Annotated in this window: 18 protein-coding genes; 7 read left to right on the forward strand and 11 right to left on the reverse strand. The window is 71.7% G+C overall.

Annotated elements, in window-relative coordinates:
* The first annotated feature begins 354 nt into the window (after positions 1–354).
* On the forward strand, positions 355–1,761 hold the full coding sequence (locus NYZ98_RS01415; RefSeq protein ID WP_262840576.1) for a glycoside hydrolase family 43 protein: 1,407 nt from the start codon (positions 355–357) through the stop codon (positions 1,759–1,761).
* A 52-nt stretch (positions 1,762–1,813) separates the two neighbouring features.
* Entirely contained in the window at positions 1,814–3,334 is a 1,521-nt protein-coding gene (locus NYZ98_RS01420; RefSeq protein WP_262840577.1) for a putative Ig domain-containing protein, read from the forward strand.
* A 2-nt stretch (positions 3,335–3,336) separates the two neighbouring features.
* Here NYZ98_RS01420 and NYZ98_RS01425 read toward each other — a convergent pair whose 3' ends face one another.
* From NYZ98_RS01425 to NYZ98_RS01435, 3 genes are all read right to left on the reverse strand, one after another.
* Positions 3,337–4,716 carry a serine hydrolase domain-containing protein gene (locus tag NYZ98_RS01425; protein WP_262840578.1) on the reverse strand — a complete coding sequence of 460 codons (1,380 nt, stop codon included), beginning with the start codon at positions 4,714–4,716 and terminating at the stop codon, positions 3,337–3,339.
* 124 nt (positions 4,717–4,840) lie between these two features.
* Complete coding sequence (locus NYZ98_RS01430; RefSeq protein ID WP_262840579.1) at positions 4,841–5,347, reverse strand: GbsR/MarR family transcriptional regulator; 507 nt, start codon at positions 5,345–5,347, stop codon at positions 4,841–4,843.
* Positions 5,348–5,446: 99 nt separating this feature from the next.
* Positions 5,447–6,187 (reverse strand): GbsR/MarR family transcriptional regulator, encoded by a 741-nt coding sequence (locus NYZ98_RS01435; RefSeq protein ID WP_262840580.1) that lies wholly within the window; start codon positions 6,185–6,187, stop codon positions 5,447–5,449.
* A gap of 411 nt (positions 6,188–6,598) precedes the next feature.
* Between NYZ98_RS01435 and NYZ98_RS01440 the strand changes: the two genes are divergently transcribed.
* A complete protein-coding gene (locus tag NYZ98_RS01440; protein ID WP_262840581.1) occupies positions 6,599–7,450 on the forward strand; it encodes a hypothetical protein in 852 nt (283 codons plus the stop codon).
* A gap of 88 nt (positions 7,451–7,538) precedes the next feature.
* Here the strand turns inward: NYZ98_RS01440 and NYZ98_RS01445 are convergent, their stop codons facing one another.
* Positions 7,539–8,375: a class I SAM-dependent methyltransferase gene (locus NYZ98_RS01445; RefSeq protein ID WP_262840582.1), complete on the reverse strand. Its 837-nt coding sequence runs from the start codon at positions 8,373–8,375 to the stop codon at positions 7,539–7,541.
* A gap of 77 nt (positions 8,376–8,452) precedes the next feature.
* Here NYZ98_RS01445 and NYZ98_RS01450 point away from each other — a divergent pair, with 77 nt between their 5' ends.
* Positions 8,453–9,094: a TetR/AcrR family transcriptional regulator gene (locus NYZ98_RS01450; protein WP_262840583.1), complete on the forward strand. Its 642-nt coding sequence runs from the start codon at positions 8,453–8,455 to the stop codon at positions 9,092–9,094.
* A gap of 17 nt (positions 9,095–9,111) precedes the next feature.
* Here the strand turns inward: NYZ98_RS01450 and NYZ98_RS01455 are convergent, their stop codons facing one another.
* On the reverse strand, positions 9,112–9,960 hold the full coding sequence (locus NYZ98_RS01455; protein ID WP_262840584.1) for a helix-turn-helix domain-containing protein: 849 nt from the start codon (positions 9,958–9,960) through the stop codon (positions 9,112–9,114).
* Between the two features lie 71 nt (positions 9,961–10,031).
* On the opposite strand from NYZ98_RS01455, the gene NYZ98_RS01460 reads away from it, so the two are divergent.
* Positions 10,032–10,901 (forward strand): phytanoyl-CoA dioxygenase family protein, encoded by an 870-nt coding sequence (locus NYZ98_RS01460; protein ID WP_262840585.1) that lies wholly within the window; start codon positions 10,032–10,034, stop codon positions 10,899–10,901.
* Here the strand turns inward: NYZ98_RS01460 and NYZ98_RS01465 are convergent.
* Positions 10,850–11,725, reverse strand: a complete 876-nt coding sequence (locus NYZ98_RS01465) for an SGNH/GDSL hydrolase family protein (protein WP_262840586.1) — start codon at positions 11,723–11,725, stop codon at positions 10,850–10,852. The two genes, NYZ98_RS01460 and NYZ98_RS01465, sit on opposite strands and share 52 nt — an antisense overlap.
* Positions 11,712–12,281, reverse strand: a complete 570-nt coding sequence (locus tag NYZ98_RS01470) for a PadR family transcriptional regulator (protein ID WP_262840587.1) — start codon at positions 12,279–12,281, stop codon at positions 11,712–11,714. The genes NYZ98_RS01465 and NYZ98_RS01470 overlap by 14 nt, the downstream gene beginning before the upstream one ends.
* 84 nt (positions 12,282–12,365) lie before the next feature.
* Between NYZ98_RS01470 and NYZ98_RS01475 the strand changes: the two genes are divergently transcribed.
* Positions 12,366–12,812 (forward strand): nuclear transport factor 2 family protein, encoded by a 447-nt coding sequence (locus NYZ98_RS01475; protein ID WP_262840588.1) that lies wholly within the window; start codon positions 12,366–12,368, stop codon positions 12,810–12,812.
* 149 nt (positions 12,813–12,961) lie between these two features.
* Here the strand turns inward: NYZ98_RS01475 and NYZ98_RS01480 are convergent, their stop codons facing one another.
* The 4 genes from NYZ98_RS01480 to NYZ98_RS01495 form a co-directional block, all read right to left on the reverse strand.
* Positions 12,962–13,423 carry a nitroreductase family deazaflavin-dependent oxidoreductase gene (locus NYZ98_RS01480; RefSeq protein WP_262840589.1) on the reverse strand — a complete coding sequence of 154 codons (462 nt, stop codon included), beginning with the start codon at positions 13,421–13,423 and terminating at the stop codon, positions 12,962–12,964.
* Positions 13,424–13,698: 275 nt separating this feature from the next.
* On the reverse strand, positions 13,699–14,613 hold the full coding sequence (locus NYZ98_RS01485; protein WP_262840590.1) for an MBL fold metallo-hydrolase: 915 nt from the start codon (positions 14,611–14,613) through the stop codon (positions 13,699–13,701).
* A 174-nt stretch (positions 14,614–14,787) separates the two neighbouring features.
* Entirely contained in the window at positions 14,788–15,801 is a 1,014-nt protein-coding gene (locus NYZ98_RS01490) for a hypothetical protein (protein ID WP_262840591.1), read from the reverse strand.
* Positions 15,802–15,928: 127 nt separating this feature from the next.
* A complete protein-coding gene (locus NYZ98_RS01495; protein WP_262840592.1) occupies positions 15,929–16,543 on the reverse strand; it encodes a TetR/AcrR family transcriptional regulator in 615 nt (204 codons plus the stop codon).
* A 217-nt stretch (positions 16,544–16,760) separates the two neighbouring features.
* Here NYZ98_RS01495 and NYZ98_RS01500 point away from each other — a divergent pair.
* On the forward strand, positions 16,761–16,938 hold a 178-nt coding region (locus tag NYZ98_RS01500), incomplete at its 3' end, for a TCP-1/cpn60 chaperonin family protein (protein WP_316249515.1).

Raw genomic sequence — 16,938 nt, forward strand, 5'->3', positions numbered from 1 at the left:
GCGATCGGCGGCGCCGGACGTCTCCGATGCCGGTGAGGGTGGTTCCCGTCGAGGCAGTATCGCCGCAAGGGGCGGGCCGGCGCGATGTGGCGCGGCCATCGGCCACGGCCGTCACCGAAAGCTGCGAAAACCTTTTATCTAGATATCACGCCGTCTCACCTGCGGTGATGAAATATGCGGTGATTGCCGGTGAAAACTGGGCCTTGACGGGTTAGTCGTTTTCGCCAAAACTCGGGCCCAGCCGAAGGTGAACGCCATGTCACGCCGAGCGCACCGGCCCCCGTCGGCCCTGTTGGTGTTAGCGCTAACATCCCCCACCGTCACAGCGGGCACCCCACCTCAAGGAGTGGTTCCATGAAACGACGATGGTCGGCGATCCTCGCCGGAACCCTCGGACTCGTCCTGTTCGCCGGCGGTTCCGCGAACGCCGCGGCGCCGATCACCACCGCCATCTACACGGCCGACCCCGCCGCGCTCGTCGTCGGCGACACCCTGTACCTCTACACCGGCCACGACGAGGCGCCCGCCGGTGGCACCAACTTCGTCATGCGTGACTGGCACGTGTTCACCTCCTCCGACGCGACGTCCTTCGCCGACCAGGGGGCCAAGTTGTCGCTGGCGAACTTCTCGTGGGCGGGCGGGGACGCCTGGGCCGGCGAGGTCGAGCGCGGGGCCAACGGCAAGTACTACTGGTACGTCCCGGTCAACGGCAACGGCGCCGGGTGGATGGACATCGGGGTGGCGGTCGGCGACACCCCGCTCGGCCCGTTCACCGACGCCAAGGGCGGCCCGCTGGTCAGCGACAGCACTTCGAACTCCTCACCGCTCAACATCGACCCGACCGTCTTCACCGACGACGACGGCCAGGTCTACATGTACTGGGGCTCCTACTACGGGCTGCGCGCCGCCCGGCTCAACGCCAACATGACCTCGCTCAGCGGGTCGGTCGTCACCCCGAGCGGCGTCTCGAACTTCTGGGAGGCGCCCTGGATGTTCAAGCGCAACGGCGTCTACTACCTGGCCTACGCGGCCAACGACTCCGGCTGCTCGGCCCCGGGCTACGCCTGTATCCGCTACGCGACCGCGAGCAACCCCATGGGCCCCTGGACCCAGCGCGGGGTGGTGCTCGACCAGGTGTCCTCCACCACCAACCACCCGGCGATCATCGAGTACAAGGGCCAGTGGTACATGGTCTACCACAACGCCGCGGCACCGGGCGGCGGTGACTTCCGCAGGTCGGTCACCCTGGACAAGCTCTACTGGAACGCCGACGGCACCATGCGGAAGGTCGTGCAGACCAGCACCGGCGGCGGCACCGGCGGCCCGCCTTCCGGCACCAACCACGCGCTGACCGCCACCGCCTCGACCTCGTACGTGTCCCCCTGGGAGACCCTCGGCGCGATCAAGGACGGGTACGTCCCGGCGAGCTCGGCCGACCACGCCCACGGCGCGTACGGCAACTGGGACCACCCGGGCACCGAATGGATCGAGTACCAGTGGCCGTCGGCCCGCAGCGTCGGCCGGGTCGCGACCTACTGGTTCGACGACGACCAGGGCATCGACCTGCCCGCCTCCTGCCAGGTGCAGTACTGGAACGGCGGCGCGTACGTGAACGTGCCGGGGCAGTCGGCCTGCGGCGTCGCGGCCGGAACCTACAACGTCACCACGTTCACCCAGGTCAGCACGACCCGGCTGCGGCTGAACATCACCTCGAGGACCGGGTACTCGACCGGGGTGCTGGAGTGGATGGCCCTGCAGTGACGGCTCACGCACGTTCCCGTCGGAAGCTCCCCGGAACCCGAGGTCACATGCCATGAAACGCTTGGTCATCTCGCTCCTGCTCATCGCCGCCACGCTTGCACCCGCGCGGGCCGCACAGGCCGCCCCCACCGTCACGGTCGTCGACATGTTCGGCAGGACCGTCAACGACTACGGGGTCAAACTGGTCGACTGGGAGGGCTACCTGGCCAATCCCTACATCGAGCTCACCGTCCGCCCCCCGCAGGGGGTGGCCTACCCCGTCACCGTCGACCTCAGGGCCGAGGGCACCTCGCGCCTGATGATGGACCTGCCCAGCCGGCTCACCGCCACCGGCGCCACCAAGCGGCTGACCTTCTCCAGCGCCGCGGACCAGAAGAACTTCCGGCTGGCCATCCACTCCAGGCGCGGGCCCGGCGCTGACGAGCAGTACACGCTCCGCCTCACCACCACCGACGCGGGCAACCAGAGCTCCCAGCAGACCATGCCGATCAGGGTGCAGCAGGACGAGAAGACCGCGCTGCAGCCCTCCATCCCCATCACCTTCGACTACCGCTACGACACCATCACCGGGTACTTCTCCCAGCCGGCCTTCCGCACCGCGGCCGAGGAGGCGGTGAAGGACTGGTTCCGGTTCTTCGACATGGCCCCGTTCGACACGGTGGCGGCGGGCGCGGAGAACAACCACCTGCCGGGCAACGACTGGCAGAACACCGTCAACGTGACCAACAACCAGGCCTACACCGGCATGTACGTGTTCTTCCGCGGCATCCAGACCCCGTACTCCACCGGCTACCCGGCCGCCAACGGCAAGTACCAGACCCGGAGCGGCCAGCGGGTCGCCGGGCCGCTGCACCGCTCGACCGCGATGATCTTCGAGTACGACGAGGCGGGCAAGCAGCTGTTCACCTCGCTGGCCGACGAGGACTGGTACAAGACCGACATCCAGGGATCGGTGCTGGACGTCCACGGCCTGGTCATGCACGAGTACGGCCACGCCGTCGCCTTCCACAGCGACTGGGCGGGCATGCGCGCCTACGCCACCTCCGGCGGCGCCGGCGACCAGGACGTCATCGGCTACCAGGGCCACGCCGTCCCGCTGGACTCCAGCTACCACATCCCCGGCGACCAGCCCAACTGGGACCGCATCAGCGGGCAGAGCGGCGGCTGGACGCACCTGTTCCCCACCCGCCGCTGGATGCTCACCAAGCTGTCCCTGCTGGTGGCCGAGAACGCCGGGTGGCGGCTCAACCGCAACCTCACGCCGTTCCTGAAGCCCTCGATCGTCACCACCGCGCTGCCCCGGCCCATCCCCGGCCAGGCCTACCAGCAGACCCTGACCGCCAAGGGCGGCGTCCCCTTCTACGACTGGGAGGTCACCGGCGGCACCCTGCCCGCAGGGCTCACCCTGAACCGCTTCACCGGCGCCATCACCGGGACCACGACCGCCACCGGCCCCTCGACCTTCACCGTCCGGCTCCGCGACTACGACCGGCTGAGCACCCCGGTCACCAGGACCTTCACCCTCGGGGCCACGAGCGCGAACCTGGCCGTCACCGCCACACCGCCGGCCTAGGCTCAGGAGGTCTTCGGCGTGGCACGCATGCCGACGTACACGCACCTGGTGCCGTCGCTCAGGGTGGAGAACACCACCGGTATGTGGTCCTCGCTGAAGGCGGGGCCGGCGCCGGAGGCGGCGAACACCGTCTCCGTCACCGGCACCAGGTCCAGCTCCAGCGGCGGGGAGAAGTCCTTCATGCCGTCGACGAACTCGTACCGGATGCGAGCGCCACCGTCCCCGTCCTGGGTGACGGTGGTGACGACGCCCTCGCGCGTGTAGGTGCCCACCAGCGGCGCCATGTCCACCACCGGCGGGACGGCCGGGGGCGCGAAGGCGTCGGGCATGCGGACCCCGGCCAGTTCGGCCAGCAGTTCCCTGAACAGGTCGGCGTACAGGTGCCCGGCGCCGCCGCCGTTGGTCAGCAGGACGACCGCCACGCCCGCGTGCGGGACGACGCGCAGGTAGGAGTACTGGCCGATGGCGGCGCCGTCGTGCCCGAAACCGGGGACGCCGTCCCAGTCGTACAGGGTCCAGCCCAGGCCCCAGCCGTCGGCGGAGACCGTCCACTTGTCCGGGCTGTCCGCCTCGCGCCGCCGCATCGCCTCCGCCGCGCCGGCGGACAGGACGCGGGTGCCGTCGGCGGCGACGCCGCCGTCCAGGTGCGCCCGGGCGAACCGGGCGACGTCGCCGGCCGAGATGATGACCCTGCCGTACGGGCCGGCCGAGCGCGGCATCAGGTCCCAGGCCGGGGCCGGGTCGGGGTCGGTGCCGGGATCTCCGAGGTGGCTCATGGCCACCCGGAACCGCAGCGCCTCCTCGGGCAGCGTCATCGAGTGCTCCAGCCCGAGCGGGGTGAAGAGCATGTCCTTCAGCGCCTGGTCCCAGGTCAGGCCGGTCAGCACCTCGACGACCCGGCCCAGCACGACGTACCCGAGGCTGCTGTAGGAAAGGGCCGTACCGGGCGGGCAGTCCAGCGCCACCTCGCTCGCGGCCGCCACGTACTTGGCCACGCAGTCGTCGCCCCGGCCGGAGTCGTAGGTGAAGTCGCAGGTCAGCCCCCCGGTGTGGCTGAGCAGCCGCCGGATGGTGATCGTCTTGGTGGCCTCGGCGTCCGGGGTGGCGAACTCGGGCAGCACGCTCACGACGGTCGCGTCCAGGTCCAGCGCGCCGGAGTCGACCAGCCGCATCACCAGGGTGGCGGTGTAGACCTTGGCCAGCGAGCCGGACAGGAACACCGAGTCGGTCGTCACCTCCACGCCCGTCCCCCGGTGCAGCACACCACTGGCCAGTTCGTGGACGGTCCCATCGGCCAGCACGGCCAGCGAGGCCCCCGGCACGTGGTGGGCGGCGCGCAGTTCGTCGAACCGGGCCTGCCAGCGAGCGGAGTCGAACGTCATCAAGGGTTCTCCTTTTAGTGTTCTGCGCGGCGCGGCGGCGCCTGGGCATGGTGACGGAACCCGGCGCGGTCAGGGCACCGGGGAGAAAAAGGCGGCGGGAAGAAGAGGGCGGCGTCGCGCCGGGCTAGGAACCCGGCTCCGGGTCGCCGGGCAGCTCGCCCGAGGCGCGCAGGGCGTCGCGGTGGGCGCGCCACTCGGCCGCGAGCGCGGGCATCCGCTCGGCCAAGAAGCCGGCGAAGGCGGCCGTCTCCAGCAGCCGCGCCCGGCGGGCCGGGGGCGCGTCGCCCAGCACGGCGAGCCCGCGCCGGGCCAGCGCGCCGAGCGAGGTGTACTCGGCGGGCTTGTCCACCATCCGCAGCCAGATCGCGGGATGGACGCTGACGCGGTCCACGCGTTCACCGGCGGCACGCGACCGCTGGATCCAGGACCACTCCTCCAGCACGGACACGGCGCCGCTCACGGCACTGCGGCTCGCCCGCAGCGCCTCGCTCAGCTCGGCGATGGTCTGCTGCGGCGGGTCGCAGATGAGCAGCCATCCGGCCACCCGCCCGGTCATCGGCGGCAGGGAGTTCTGCCGCGCGAAGTGACCGCCGACCTCGTCGGCGAACGCGACCTCATCATCGAAAGCCATGCGCATGACATTACCGTCATAACTGAAATAACACAAATCTCCGTCATTTCAGTTATTCGGAGTGTTCCGGTGCCTCGGCCGCGCACGCAAGGGGTTCGCCTAGGGACTCTCTGATGGCCTCTCGCCGGGTGGGACGTCCGGCTGCGCCTGGCGCCAGCGCTCGGCGGCCTGGATCATGTCGTGGCCGACGTACCCGAAGAAGCGGCCCATGGCCAGCAGGCGGGCGCCCGCGGGGGTGGCGGTGCCGAGGGTCCCGGCCCCCTCGCGGGCGACCTCGGCCAGGGTGGCGTTCTGCCGGGCGCTGGCCAGCCACGCACGGAACCAGACGTCCGCGTCGATGATGTACCGGTCGCGCCGCCGGCGGGGGTCGCGTTCCCGCCGGACCAGCTCCTGCTGTTCGAGCTCGCCGATGGCCTTGGAGACCGACGCCGGGCTGACCTGAAGGCGCTGGACGAGCTCGGCGGCGGTGAGGCTGCCGCTATCGGTGGTGTACAGGCAGGTCAGCACGCGGGCGGTCATGCGCGGGAGCCCGGTCGCGATCATCAGGGCGGTGAACCGCTCCTCCAGGTCGCGGACGGCGCCGGGGTCGCGGCCGTGGGCGTGGGCGGCGGCCGGCGGCCGCGCGGCCGGGGACGGGGCGCGGCGGCGGGCACGGCCTTCGGTCGCCTGGTGTGCCCGGTCGGCCTGGTATCCGTCGGTCCCGCCGTTGCGGGCCACCTCCCGGCTGACGGTGGAGATCGGCCGCTCCAGGAGCCTGGCGATCTCGGTGTAGGTGAGCCCTTCGGCCAGTCCCCCGGCGATGCGCCGGCGGTCCTGGTGGGTCAGCCTGCCTCCCGGCATCGGTCGCCTCCGCATGGTCCCCGCCCGGCGGGACCGGCGGGCGGATGGACAGTATCGCCTCCGCCCGCCCCTCATTGCAAAAACCGGGCCGGACCGCCTGACGACCAAGGCGAATGGGCCACCGGCCACGTTGACGGTTTGATGAAGGCAAAACGCCCGGGGGCACTCGCCGCGACCGGGAAGCGGCGGTTCTGGACAGGGACGGCGCCGCCGGTCCTCCCCGCCGGTGCGCACCTCCCTGGGCGTCAGGTCGGTGACCTGGGGTGATTCCTTGTGCCCGCGTCGATGTTGCTTGCGTTCGCGGTGGACGATCCCTGCACCGGCGGCCAGGAACGCCGTCGTCCGCTCCGCCGGGACGGTCACGAGAACGATATGTTCAATCACCGAACGTAGCCACGCACAAGGAGTCAGATGTCTGGTAAGCAGCTGTTGATCAAGATCGCCGTCCTGGGCGTCGTGGTCACCTCCCCGCTGTCGTCCACCCCGGCGCACGCCCGCGCCGGATCCCCCGCCACCGTCTCCTCGCCCGCCGGCGCGGCGGACGTGACCCGGCAGAGCGTCCTGGACCGGGCGAAGACCTGGAATCCCGGCACCCCCCAACGAGTGCCGTACAGCCAGAGCAAGTACCACAACGGGTACCGCACCGACTGCTCCGGATACGTCTCGATGGCGCTCGGGCTGAAGGCCCCGGGCCCGAACACCGTGGCGCTCACCTCACCCGGGGTGAGCAGCCCGATCGCGATGTCCGACCTGCTCCCGGCCGACATCGTCATCGACGCCATCGGGAACAGCGACACCCGGCATGTCGTGATCTTCGAGAAGTGGGCGGACGCGGGGCACACGTCCTACTGGGCCTACGAGCAGCGCGGCGGCTACGGCACCGACCACCGCGTCCTCACCTACGGCGTCAAGCCGGGCGGCGAGTTCCACGCCCGCCGCCCGAACGTGCTCGGCGGCGGCTCCCCCGGCACCGGCGGGAAGTACCTGGTCGACACCTTCACCAACGCGACCGGCTACCGGGAGCCGAACCCCGGCGACCCGCAGGGCACCCTCAACAAGGGCACCAACTACGTGTACTGCCGGGCGTGGGGCGCCGAGGTCCGGCAGGGTGGCGAGTTCAACCACTGGTGGCTGCGCACCGACCTGGACCGCACGAACCCCGGGAAGAACGGCCGCGGCGCCTACGTGTCCGCGTACTACCTCGCCAAATGGGGCAACGACGAGGCCAAGGACAACACCGGCCGCGACATCCCGAACTGCTGAGTCGCCACCGCGTGCGGAGCGGGGCGGAGGTTCATCCGCCCGCCCGGCGCGGTCGCGGCCAGGTGACGGCACGACTCGGTGCGTGGGTTCAGGGCCGGGTGGCGGAGACGATCCAGACGGCGCCCTGGATGAGGACTCCGCGGGGGGTCTCGAAGGGCCGCAGGTCGCGGCGCAGCTGCTCGCGGGCCTTCTCGACGACGGCCGGGTCGACGCCGGCCAGGTTGTGGCGCACCGGGCCCATGGCGAGCATGAAGTCCGCCGCGTCGCGGGCGTCGCGCCCGTAGGTCATCGCCGCCTCGACCGGGCTGACGCCGATGCCGGTGAACCCGGCCGCGCCGAGCACCTCGTGGATCCGCTCGGGGTCGATCATCGACCCCATTCCCCGCGCGGCGGGCGAGGGCCCGCGCATCAGCGGGGCGAGCGCCGCGGTGGCACGGGCGTACTCGCCGCCGGGCCTGCCGGGCCCCGGGCCCATGAACGCGAGCCGGCCGCCGGGCCGCAGCGCCCGGCCGATGTTGGTGAACGCGGCGACCGGTTCGCCGAAGAACATCACTCCGCCCCGGCTGATGGCGACGTCGAACCCGCCGCCGGGGAAGGGGAACACCTGGCCGTCCCCCTGCTCGAACCGGACGTTGGTGACGCCCTGGGCCGCCGCGTCGGCGCGGGCCCGCGCCAGCATGGGGGCCGAGAGGTCGACCCCCACCACGTACCCCTCGGACGCCTGTCGCGCGGCGGCCAGGGTGGGGATCCCCGTGCCGCATCCGACGTCGAGCACGCGATCGTGCTCGCCGATGGCGGCGGCCTGGAACAGGGCGTCGTCGAACGCGCTCACCAGGGCGTTGTAGCGGGCGGGGTTCTCGGCCCAGTGGACGCCCTCCCACCCGTTCCAGGCCTTCTCGTGCTCGGTGTTGACGATGGTCGGCATCGGTCTCCTCCTGGTTTCCCGGCGGAACATCACTAAAGTTGAACTCTAGTGTTCGTATCTAGAGTTAAGCTATAGCCATGCCTCGAGTCAACACCGGCGTCCCCAGGGCGCGTAAGGCGAAGGAGACGCGCCTGCGCATGCTGGAGGCGGCGCGCGAGCTGTTCGTCCAGCACGGTTACGGCGCCACGTCTCTCCAGGACGTCGCCGGACGCGCGGGCGTCGCCGTCCAGACGATCTACTTCACGTTCGGCAACAAGCGGGCGCTGCTGAAGGAGCTCGTGGACGTGACGATCGCGGGGGACGGCGAACCCGTCGCAACGATGGACCGGCCGTGGTTCCGCGAGGCCCTCGACGCCGGCACCGCGCGTGACCAGCTGCGGCTGCACGTGCGCGGCACGGCGGAGATGCTCGGACGCGTGGCCCCGATCATCGAGATGCTGCGGGCCGCCGCGGCGGCCGACGCCGAGATCGCCCCGCTGTGGGACCAGGACGCCGACCCGCGCCTCACCGTCCATTCCACGGCCGCGCGCGCCCTGGTCACCAAGCCGGGCGCCCACGCGGGCCTGGCGGCCGGGCACGCCGCCGACCTGCTGTACGGCCTGCTCAGCCCGGAGCTCTACCTGGTCCTGGTCCGTGACCGGGGCTGGACGCCCGAGGCGTGGGAACGCTGGGCGCACGACACCCTGGCCGCCCAGCTGTGCGCCGGCGACCCCGGCTGAGACCTCGCGCCCGCGTCTCAGGACTCCGCGTCGCGGAACCCCGACGGCGTCGTGCCGGTCGCGGCGCGGAATGCGGTCGCGAAGTGCTGCGGCGAGGAGTACCCGAGGTCCGCCGCGATCATGGTGATGGTCAGGTCGGTCTCGGTGAGCAGCAGCCGGGCGCGTTCGACGCGCAGGCGGGTGCGGTACCGGCCCGGGGTCTCCCCGGTCTCGGCGCGGAACAGCTCGGCGAAGTGCGCGGGCGACAGGTGGGTGGCGGCGGCCAGCTCGGCGACCGTGGGGCCCTCGGCCAGGAGCGTCTCGATGAGCCGCCGGGCGTGGGCGACGGCCGGGTGGACGGCCGGCGAGCGGCCCGGCCGCCGGCCCTCGGCCAGGCGGGAGGCCTCGATCAGCACCATGGCGGCGGTGTGGGCCAGCCCGGCCGCGCGCAGCGGCTGCCGCCGGGTCACCTCGCGGAGGAACGACTCGAACGGCGCGATCATCGAGCTCGCGTCCGTGATCACGAAGGGCCGGCGCTGCCGCCAGACCGGGCGCAGTTCGTCCGGCGGCAGCACCACGGCCGGGTCGAGCGCGGCGAAGTGGAAGTGGTACGGCGCCGTGCTGGAGGTGGCCATCGCGTGCGGGACCCGCGGCGGCACCGCCAGCAGGGCCCGCGAGGGCACCTCCCAGGTGCGGCCCGCCACGACCCACCGGGTCGCCGGCCCGGCGAGCTGGAGGTACAGCTCCCAGACGTCGTGGACATGCGTCCCGATCACCCAGCTGGAGGGGGCGTGCTGGTCGCCGGCGTGACTCAGCCCCGGGACGCCGGCCCTGCGCAGATGCGCGTGGAAGCCGGCGCTGAGCCCCGCCGGGCGGTCGATGGACACCAGAGGATTATGTACGTACACCCGGGTCAGGTGCACGCGCGAGCTGGGCCGCTCCTCCTAGCATCCCGGGTATGGCGAACGTAACGGTCCACCCGCCGGCCGGCCTGCTGCCGGGCGATGACGATGTGGCCTTCTACCGTGAGAACGGTTACTGGATCTCCCCGCCGATCCTCGGCGGCGAGGTGCTCGACGCCGCCGAGCGCGGCATGCGCCGCCACCACGCGGGCGAGGTGGACTACCTGCTGCCCGGCGACATGGACGGCACGTGGGGCTGGCGGCCCGCCGACGGCGACGTGCTGCGCAAGAACGACCACGCCTCGCTGCGGGTCCGCGAGCTGGCGGCCCTGGTCGGCCAGGCCGTCATCACCGGGTGCGCCGCGCGGCTCTCCGGCGGGCCGGAGATCCGGCTGTGGCACGACCAGTTGCTGTACAAGCCGCCGAGCTCGTCCGGTCCTGCCAACGTCGGCTGGCACACCGACCGGCAGTACTGGCGAAGCTGCTCCAGCGAGGAGATGCTCACCGCCTGGGTGCCGTTCCACGACATCACCACGAGCGACGGGCCGGTGATGTTCGTACCGGGCAGCCATCGGTGGAGCGAGGGCGCCGACCTCAGCTTCTTCGACCAGGACCTGTCCGCGATCGACCGCCACGCCGCCGACCGCGAGCTGCGCGTCGTCCGGGCGACCCTGACGCGCGGGCAGGTCTGCTTCCACCACTGCAGGACCCTGCACGCCAGCGGCCCCAACCACGGCACGGAACCGCGCCGCTCGATCGCGATCCACCTGCAGCCGGGCGACAACCACCACGTCGTCGCCCACGACCCCGGCGGGAGGACCGTGACCCACGGGATCGACCGGCTGGTCGCCGCCGGGCGGGACGGCTTCCCCGACTACGCCGATCCAGCCGTGTGCCCTCGGCTGTGGCCGCCGTCGGCCTCGTGATCCGGCGGCCCATAGGTCACGGCCGCTGACGGGCCGCCGGGCTCGCCGCCCGCGACCGGAAGCAGGTCCGGGCGTTTGGCCGAGCGGCCGTCGCCGGAGGAGCGGCCACGCAGACGCCTGCCGAGCCAGGGCCCGAGGAAGGCACCGGCCCAGCGCAGTTCGCCGGCCGCCGCGCGCCACGCGGAGGGGGCGGCCACCTGCGGGGACAGCGGATAGGTCCAGGAGTCGCCGCAGCCGGGCAGCCGCAGCGCGTGGGCGACGGCCGCGGCGATGCGCTCGTGCCCGATGACGCTGGCGTGCAGCCGGTCCCGGCTCCACAGGCGCGGGTCGGTGACCACCGCGTGGCCGGCGGTCTCGGCGACGACGACCCCATGGCGCAGGGCCGCGGCGCGGATGCGGTCGTTGAGCGCGGCGGCGCGAGGCCCGATCGGGCGGGCGAGCGCGGTGATCCTGGAGATGTCGGGGAAGGTGATCGTCGCCACCAGGGCACCCTGCGCGGTGAGCGCGGCGAACATCGCCTCGACGTGGCCGGCCACCTGGTCGGCGTCGAACCGGGGACGCAGCAGGTCGTTGACACCGGCCACGACGGTGGCCAGGTCGGGGCGCAGGGCGAGGGCGGGGCCGAGCTGCTCGGTGTGGACCTGGGCGGCGAGGCGTCCGCGCACGGCCAGGTTGGCGTACCGGAGGCCGGGGCTGGTCACCGCGAGCCGCTCGGCGAGCCGGTCGGCCCACCCGCGCAGGCCGGTGACGTCGTCGCCGTCGCCGAGGCCCTCGGTCTGGCTGTCGCCCAGGGCGACGTAACGCAGGTACTCATCGCGGGGCATGAGCGGCCCGCCTCTCCCGCAGGATCGCCGCGCTCCGGCGGCACCAGTCCAGGTTGCCCTGCTCGAAGGCGAGACCGCGCAGGCACGTCAGGTAGGGGCCGATCCGCTCGCCGTGGCGCAGGAACTCCTCCTCGCTCCGATCGCCGCGCATCTGCCGCAACAGCCCGCCCCACAGTTCGATCTTGGCCTCGGCGATGGCGGCCCGCTCCGTGAGCTGGGCGATCAGCTCGTCGACGTCGACGTGGTCGGCGGCCTGGACCTTCACGAAAAGGTCGTCGCGGATGAAGGAGGGCTTGTTGGCGGTCGCCGCGAACCGGTCCAGCTCGGCCAGACCGGCCTCGGTGACCGTGAACAGGCGCTTGTTCGGCCGGGTGTCCTGGACGACCTCGCGGCCGGCGACCAGGCCTTCCTTCTCCAGCTTGGCCAGCTCGGCGTAGAGCTGCTGGGGCAGGGCGTGCCAGAAGTTCGCCACGCCCAGGTCGAACGCCTTGGCGAGCTGGTACCCGCTGAGCTCCTCGTCCAGCAGTGCCGCCAGCACGGCGTGCCGTAACGCCATCGGACACCCCCTCTTTCCCACGGAATCATGTCATGATACTCAATAAAATGACTAATCAGATTCATGAGTAGGAAGGAGTGTTTCATGACCACCGCAGACCTCTCCAGGGCCACCGGAGATCTCTTCAGGGCCGCCGTGGACCGCCGCGATCTCGCCGCCCTGGAAGCCCTGCTCACCGAGGACGTCCGCCTGTACAGCCCGGTGACGTTCTCCCCGTTCGACGGCAGGGCCGCCGTCATGGGCCTGTTCGGCGTCCTGGTGCGCACCTTCGAGGACTTCCGCTACGTCGGGCGCCTCGACGGCACCGCCGAGACCGGCGCCGACGGCACCGAGGCACCGTCGGCCATCCTGCTGTTCCGGGCGGAGGTGAACGGCAAGCAGATCCACGGCATGGACCTCCTCCAGTTCGACCAGGCGGGCCTGATCAGGGAGGTCACGGTGATGGTCCGCCCTCGGTCCGCCGTCCACGCCCTCGGCGAGGCGGTGCACGCCGGCCTCGTCGCCGACGGCCTGTTCCCTGCCGCCCGCTGAGGACCGGCGGGAAGACCGGCCCGGCGACGGCTCGGGCGGGCCGCGATCCCGGGCGACGGCGGCGGCCGTCCCCGGAGTCACGGTGACCGGTCACCGGTGACCGGTCACCGGTCACCGGTCACCGGTCACCGGTCACCGGCGGAAGGTCGTCAGCCGGCGGTCACCAACCTGATGACCGGCAGCTCACGGTCCGTCTTGACCTGGTACTGGGCGAACCGGGGCGAGGCGGCGATGATCTTCTCCCAGGCCCGCGCGCGCTCCTCCCCGTGAAGCTGCTCGGCGGCCACCGGCACCGTACGGCCCTCGATCTCGACCCGGATCTTGTCGGGATGAGCGGCGAGGTTGTAGTACCACGCCGGGTTGCCCGCCGCTCCGGCCGCCGACGCCACGATCAGCCAGCTGCCGTCCTCACCGGGGAAGTAGCCGACCGGGGTCGTCCGCTCCTGCCCGCTCTTGCGGCCGATCGTCGTCAGGACCAGGGCGCTGAAGCCCATCGACGTGGCGCCGCCCTTGCGGCGGATCCGCCTGGCCATCATCTTGTTGACCAATCGGGGCACGAATCCGGCGGGCTGACGGCCGCCGCGGGTCCCCTTGGGGGTGTCGAAGCTCATGTGACCTCTCCTTGGTGATGGCCGGCGCGACGCAGCGCAATAATCAACGAGGCGTACAGTACGCGTCTCCGCCGAACTCGACCGCCTCACCTCACCCCTCACCGCCGAAGGCCGCGAACACTTCCTCAGCGCGATGGCCGAGATCTTCGCCGCGTGCGGAACGGCCCCGCACCAGGGCGAGTGCTGAGACCGCCCCCGGGTGAGTACCGACGTCGGAACTCATCCCAGCGGACCTGGTCCAGGAGCTCGCTCCGGCGTGAGTGCTGACGCTGGACTCAGTCCACCGGGTCCGGGCCGGGTGGGGGGTGCTCGGCGCACAGGCATCCGACGCCCTTCTCGATCCACTCCCGGCCGGTCCACTCCGGGTGCCGCTCGATCATCAGCGCCGAGACCTCCTCGACGATCGTCCGCTCGCCGGCCGCCGAATCGCGGCGGGCCCACGTCTCGTCCCGCAGGAGCCGAAGGTAGTCGCGTACGTCCGCCAGCAGCTCCGGCCCGCCCACCTCCCCATGGCCGGGCACCACGACGCGCGGCGCCCGCTCCGCCAGCCGTCGCATGACCGCGAGCCAGCGGGTACCCGAGACGTCGGTGTCGTGCGGCGGGAACCACGGGAAGATGGCGAACTGCGCGGCCTCCACGAGGTCCCCGGTGAACAGGACGTCCGCGTCCGGCACCTCGACCACCTGGTCGCCCCTGCTGTGCGCCCGGCCGGTGGCCCGAAGCCGCACCACCCGGCCGCCGAGGTCCAGGTCGTACTCACGGTCGTAGACGACATCGGGGAGCGCGATCTCGACGCCCTCCAGCCCGCGCGCGACCACCTCGCCGAGCCCCCGGAACATCTCGAGGTAACCCGGGCCCTTCACCTTCAGGTCCTCGGCCTGATCCCGGTTGACCAGGAACGTCGCCTCCCCCGCGAAGACCTGCGCCCCGAACGCGTGCTCCGGATGGAAATGCGTCGTCGTCAGGTACAGCCTGCGCCCCTTGGCGTGGCCGGCCGCGAACTCCAGCACCTTCGCGGCGTTCCGCGGGCCCAATCCGGTCTCGACGACCAGCACCGAATGCCGCCCGCCGATGACACCGATGTTCGGCACCAGCGGCAACCGCCGGTCGGGAACGACCAGCACGTCACGGGCGAGCTCCCTGGCACCCCCGACATCCACGACGGGTTCCGGCATCACATCTTCTGACACGACATCTCCTCAGCACTGCACTGCTCCCGCCCCACCGCCGCCCACCCCACGGCATCCCGCGACGGCGAACCAACCTGGACCCCCCAGTCCACCGCCCACCTCCGCACCCCGTCCAACACCGATCCCGCACCCCCGATACCGCACCGGCATCACCACCCGCCGCAGCCCGGGCGTTCAATGGGTGCGGTAGATGTCGGCGAGGGTGGTGAAGGCGGTTTTGGGTTCCCAGGGCATGTCGGGGTAGGTGTCGCCGAGGCCGTGTTCCAGGCCCTTGACCACGCCCCAGCTGGCCATGTCGAGGTCCTCCCGGGGGTCGGGGCGGTAGGGCAGGCCGTAGCAGACGAAGGTGCACGCGAAGGCGGCGTCGACGCCCTCGGTGGTGAACACCTCCAGGAGTTCGCGCAGGTAGGTGGCCTGCTCCTGTTCGTCGCGGACGTAGTCGCCGTCGAGCCGTACGGGGATGCCGCCCTCGTACTCGACGATCTCACCGCTGCGGGCGCCGTGGTCGGCCGCGCCGCGGTGGGTGGTGCAGCCGAACTCGGTGATCGCGGCCGGCTTGCCCTGTGCGACCAGTGCGCGGATGCCCTGCTGGTAGAGGCCGGCGACCTCTTTGGAGCGGTGGGCGTCGACCGACACGATGTCGAACGGGGTCCAGTCGACGCCTTCGAGCGGGATCGAGGCGTAGGTGACCTTGCCGCCGAACCGCTCGCGGACCACCGTGACGGCCTTGGCCAGGAAGTCGTTGACGCGGGCGGGCAGCCCGGCCAGCAGCTCGCGCTGTCTCGGCCCCGCCGTGAGGAGGGTGTCGACCCGGTCCCCCAGGCTGTCGCCGGGCAGGAAGCCGCGGTTGAACAGGCTCAGTTCGGCCCCGGTGACGAACACGACCTCGGCGCCCCGGCTGCGGATCCGCTCGGCGCGCCCGGCGGCGTCGGCGAGCAGGTCGAGCGTCGGGTCGGGGTCGAGCTGGTGGGTGAACGGGGAGAACCAGACCTCAAGGCCCAGGTCGGCCGCGTGACCGGCGGCGAACTCGAGTCGGTCCAGGTCATTGCCGAACGTGCGCACCGCCGTGCAGTGCAGGTCGTCACGGATGATCTGCAGCTCGCGCCGGACCACCTCGTGGTCGAACGGCCTGCGGTGGACGCCGTCGAAACTGAATCCGGTGTCGTAGCCGATGCCCTTGGCTCGCATGTGGGGGTGCCCTTCGCTTCGGATGGGGTGCTGCGGTTCGGATGGGGTGCTGCGGTTCGCGGGCCGGACCAGCATGGTGCCGGGAATGTGGCGTTACTCCCGCCCGGCGGTCAGGTGTGCGTGCAGGTCACCGGGCTGCCGGGTCGTCGGGTGGGGTGGCGGGGAGGACGCAGGACAGGGCGTGGCGCAGGATGGTGGCGAAGGTGTCGGTGGTGCCGGGTGTGAGCCAGTGCCGGCCCGCCACGCGGATGGCGGCGGCGACGGCGGCGGCCGTGACGGCCGGGGACAGGTCGCGTTCGGGGTCGGCGCCGGTGCGCGCCGCGATGGCCTCGGCGAGCGGGCCTTCGGCCATGCTGAACGCCTTGAGCGCCTCGCCCTCCAGGGCGGGCGTCAGCATGATCATGCGCAGGCCGGCCTTGTCGGGCTCGGGGTCGGTGTACAGCTCGATCACGGCCGCGATGACGGCCTGGTCGAGCGGCTCGTCGGCGGGCCGGGAACGCAGCGCCTGGCCCGCGCGCCGGGACTGGTCGGCCTGGAAGCCGCAGATCGCCTCCTCCCTGCTGGAGAAGTAGTTGTTGTAGGTGCGGGAGGAGACCCCGGCGGCCTCGGCGATGTCATGGACGCGCACCAGGGCCAGGCCGTGGGGGCCCTGCTCGATGGCCAGGCGCAGCGCGGCGTGGCTGATCGCCTCCCGGGTGGCCTGCTTGTTGCGTGCCCGGAGGTCCATGGCGTCGTCGGTCATGGGCCGACCCTACCCGAACATTGCGTGCCACGCACTAGGTGCGTATCACGCAAGTTGTGGGTAGAGTGCGGCGAGACGCCTGGCACTCACGCATGGAGAGTGCCAACCGCAGGGTGTGTGCCGGGGCGGCGAGATCCGCCGGAGGACGTCCGTCCACCGGCGGGTCGTCCGTCGCGGGCGCCGTCCCGGCAGACCCCCATCAGGAGCAGGAGCAGCAATGGCATCGAAGATGATCGCGTTCGACGAGGCCGCCAGGCGCGGCCTGGAACGCGGTATGAACCAGCTCGCCGACGCCGTCAAGGTGACCCTGGGACCCAAGGGCCGCAACGTCGTGCTGGAGAAGAAGTGGGGCGCTCCCACGATCACCAACGATGGCGTCTCGATCGCCAAGGAGA

The organism is Sphaerisporangium corydalis, from assembly GCF_025506355.1.
Classification (GTDB): domain Bacteria; phylum Actinomycetota; class Actinomycetes; order Streptosporangiales; family Streptosporangiaceae; genus Sphaerisporangium; species Sphaerisporangium corydalis.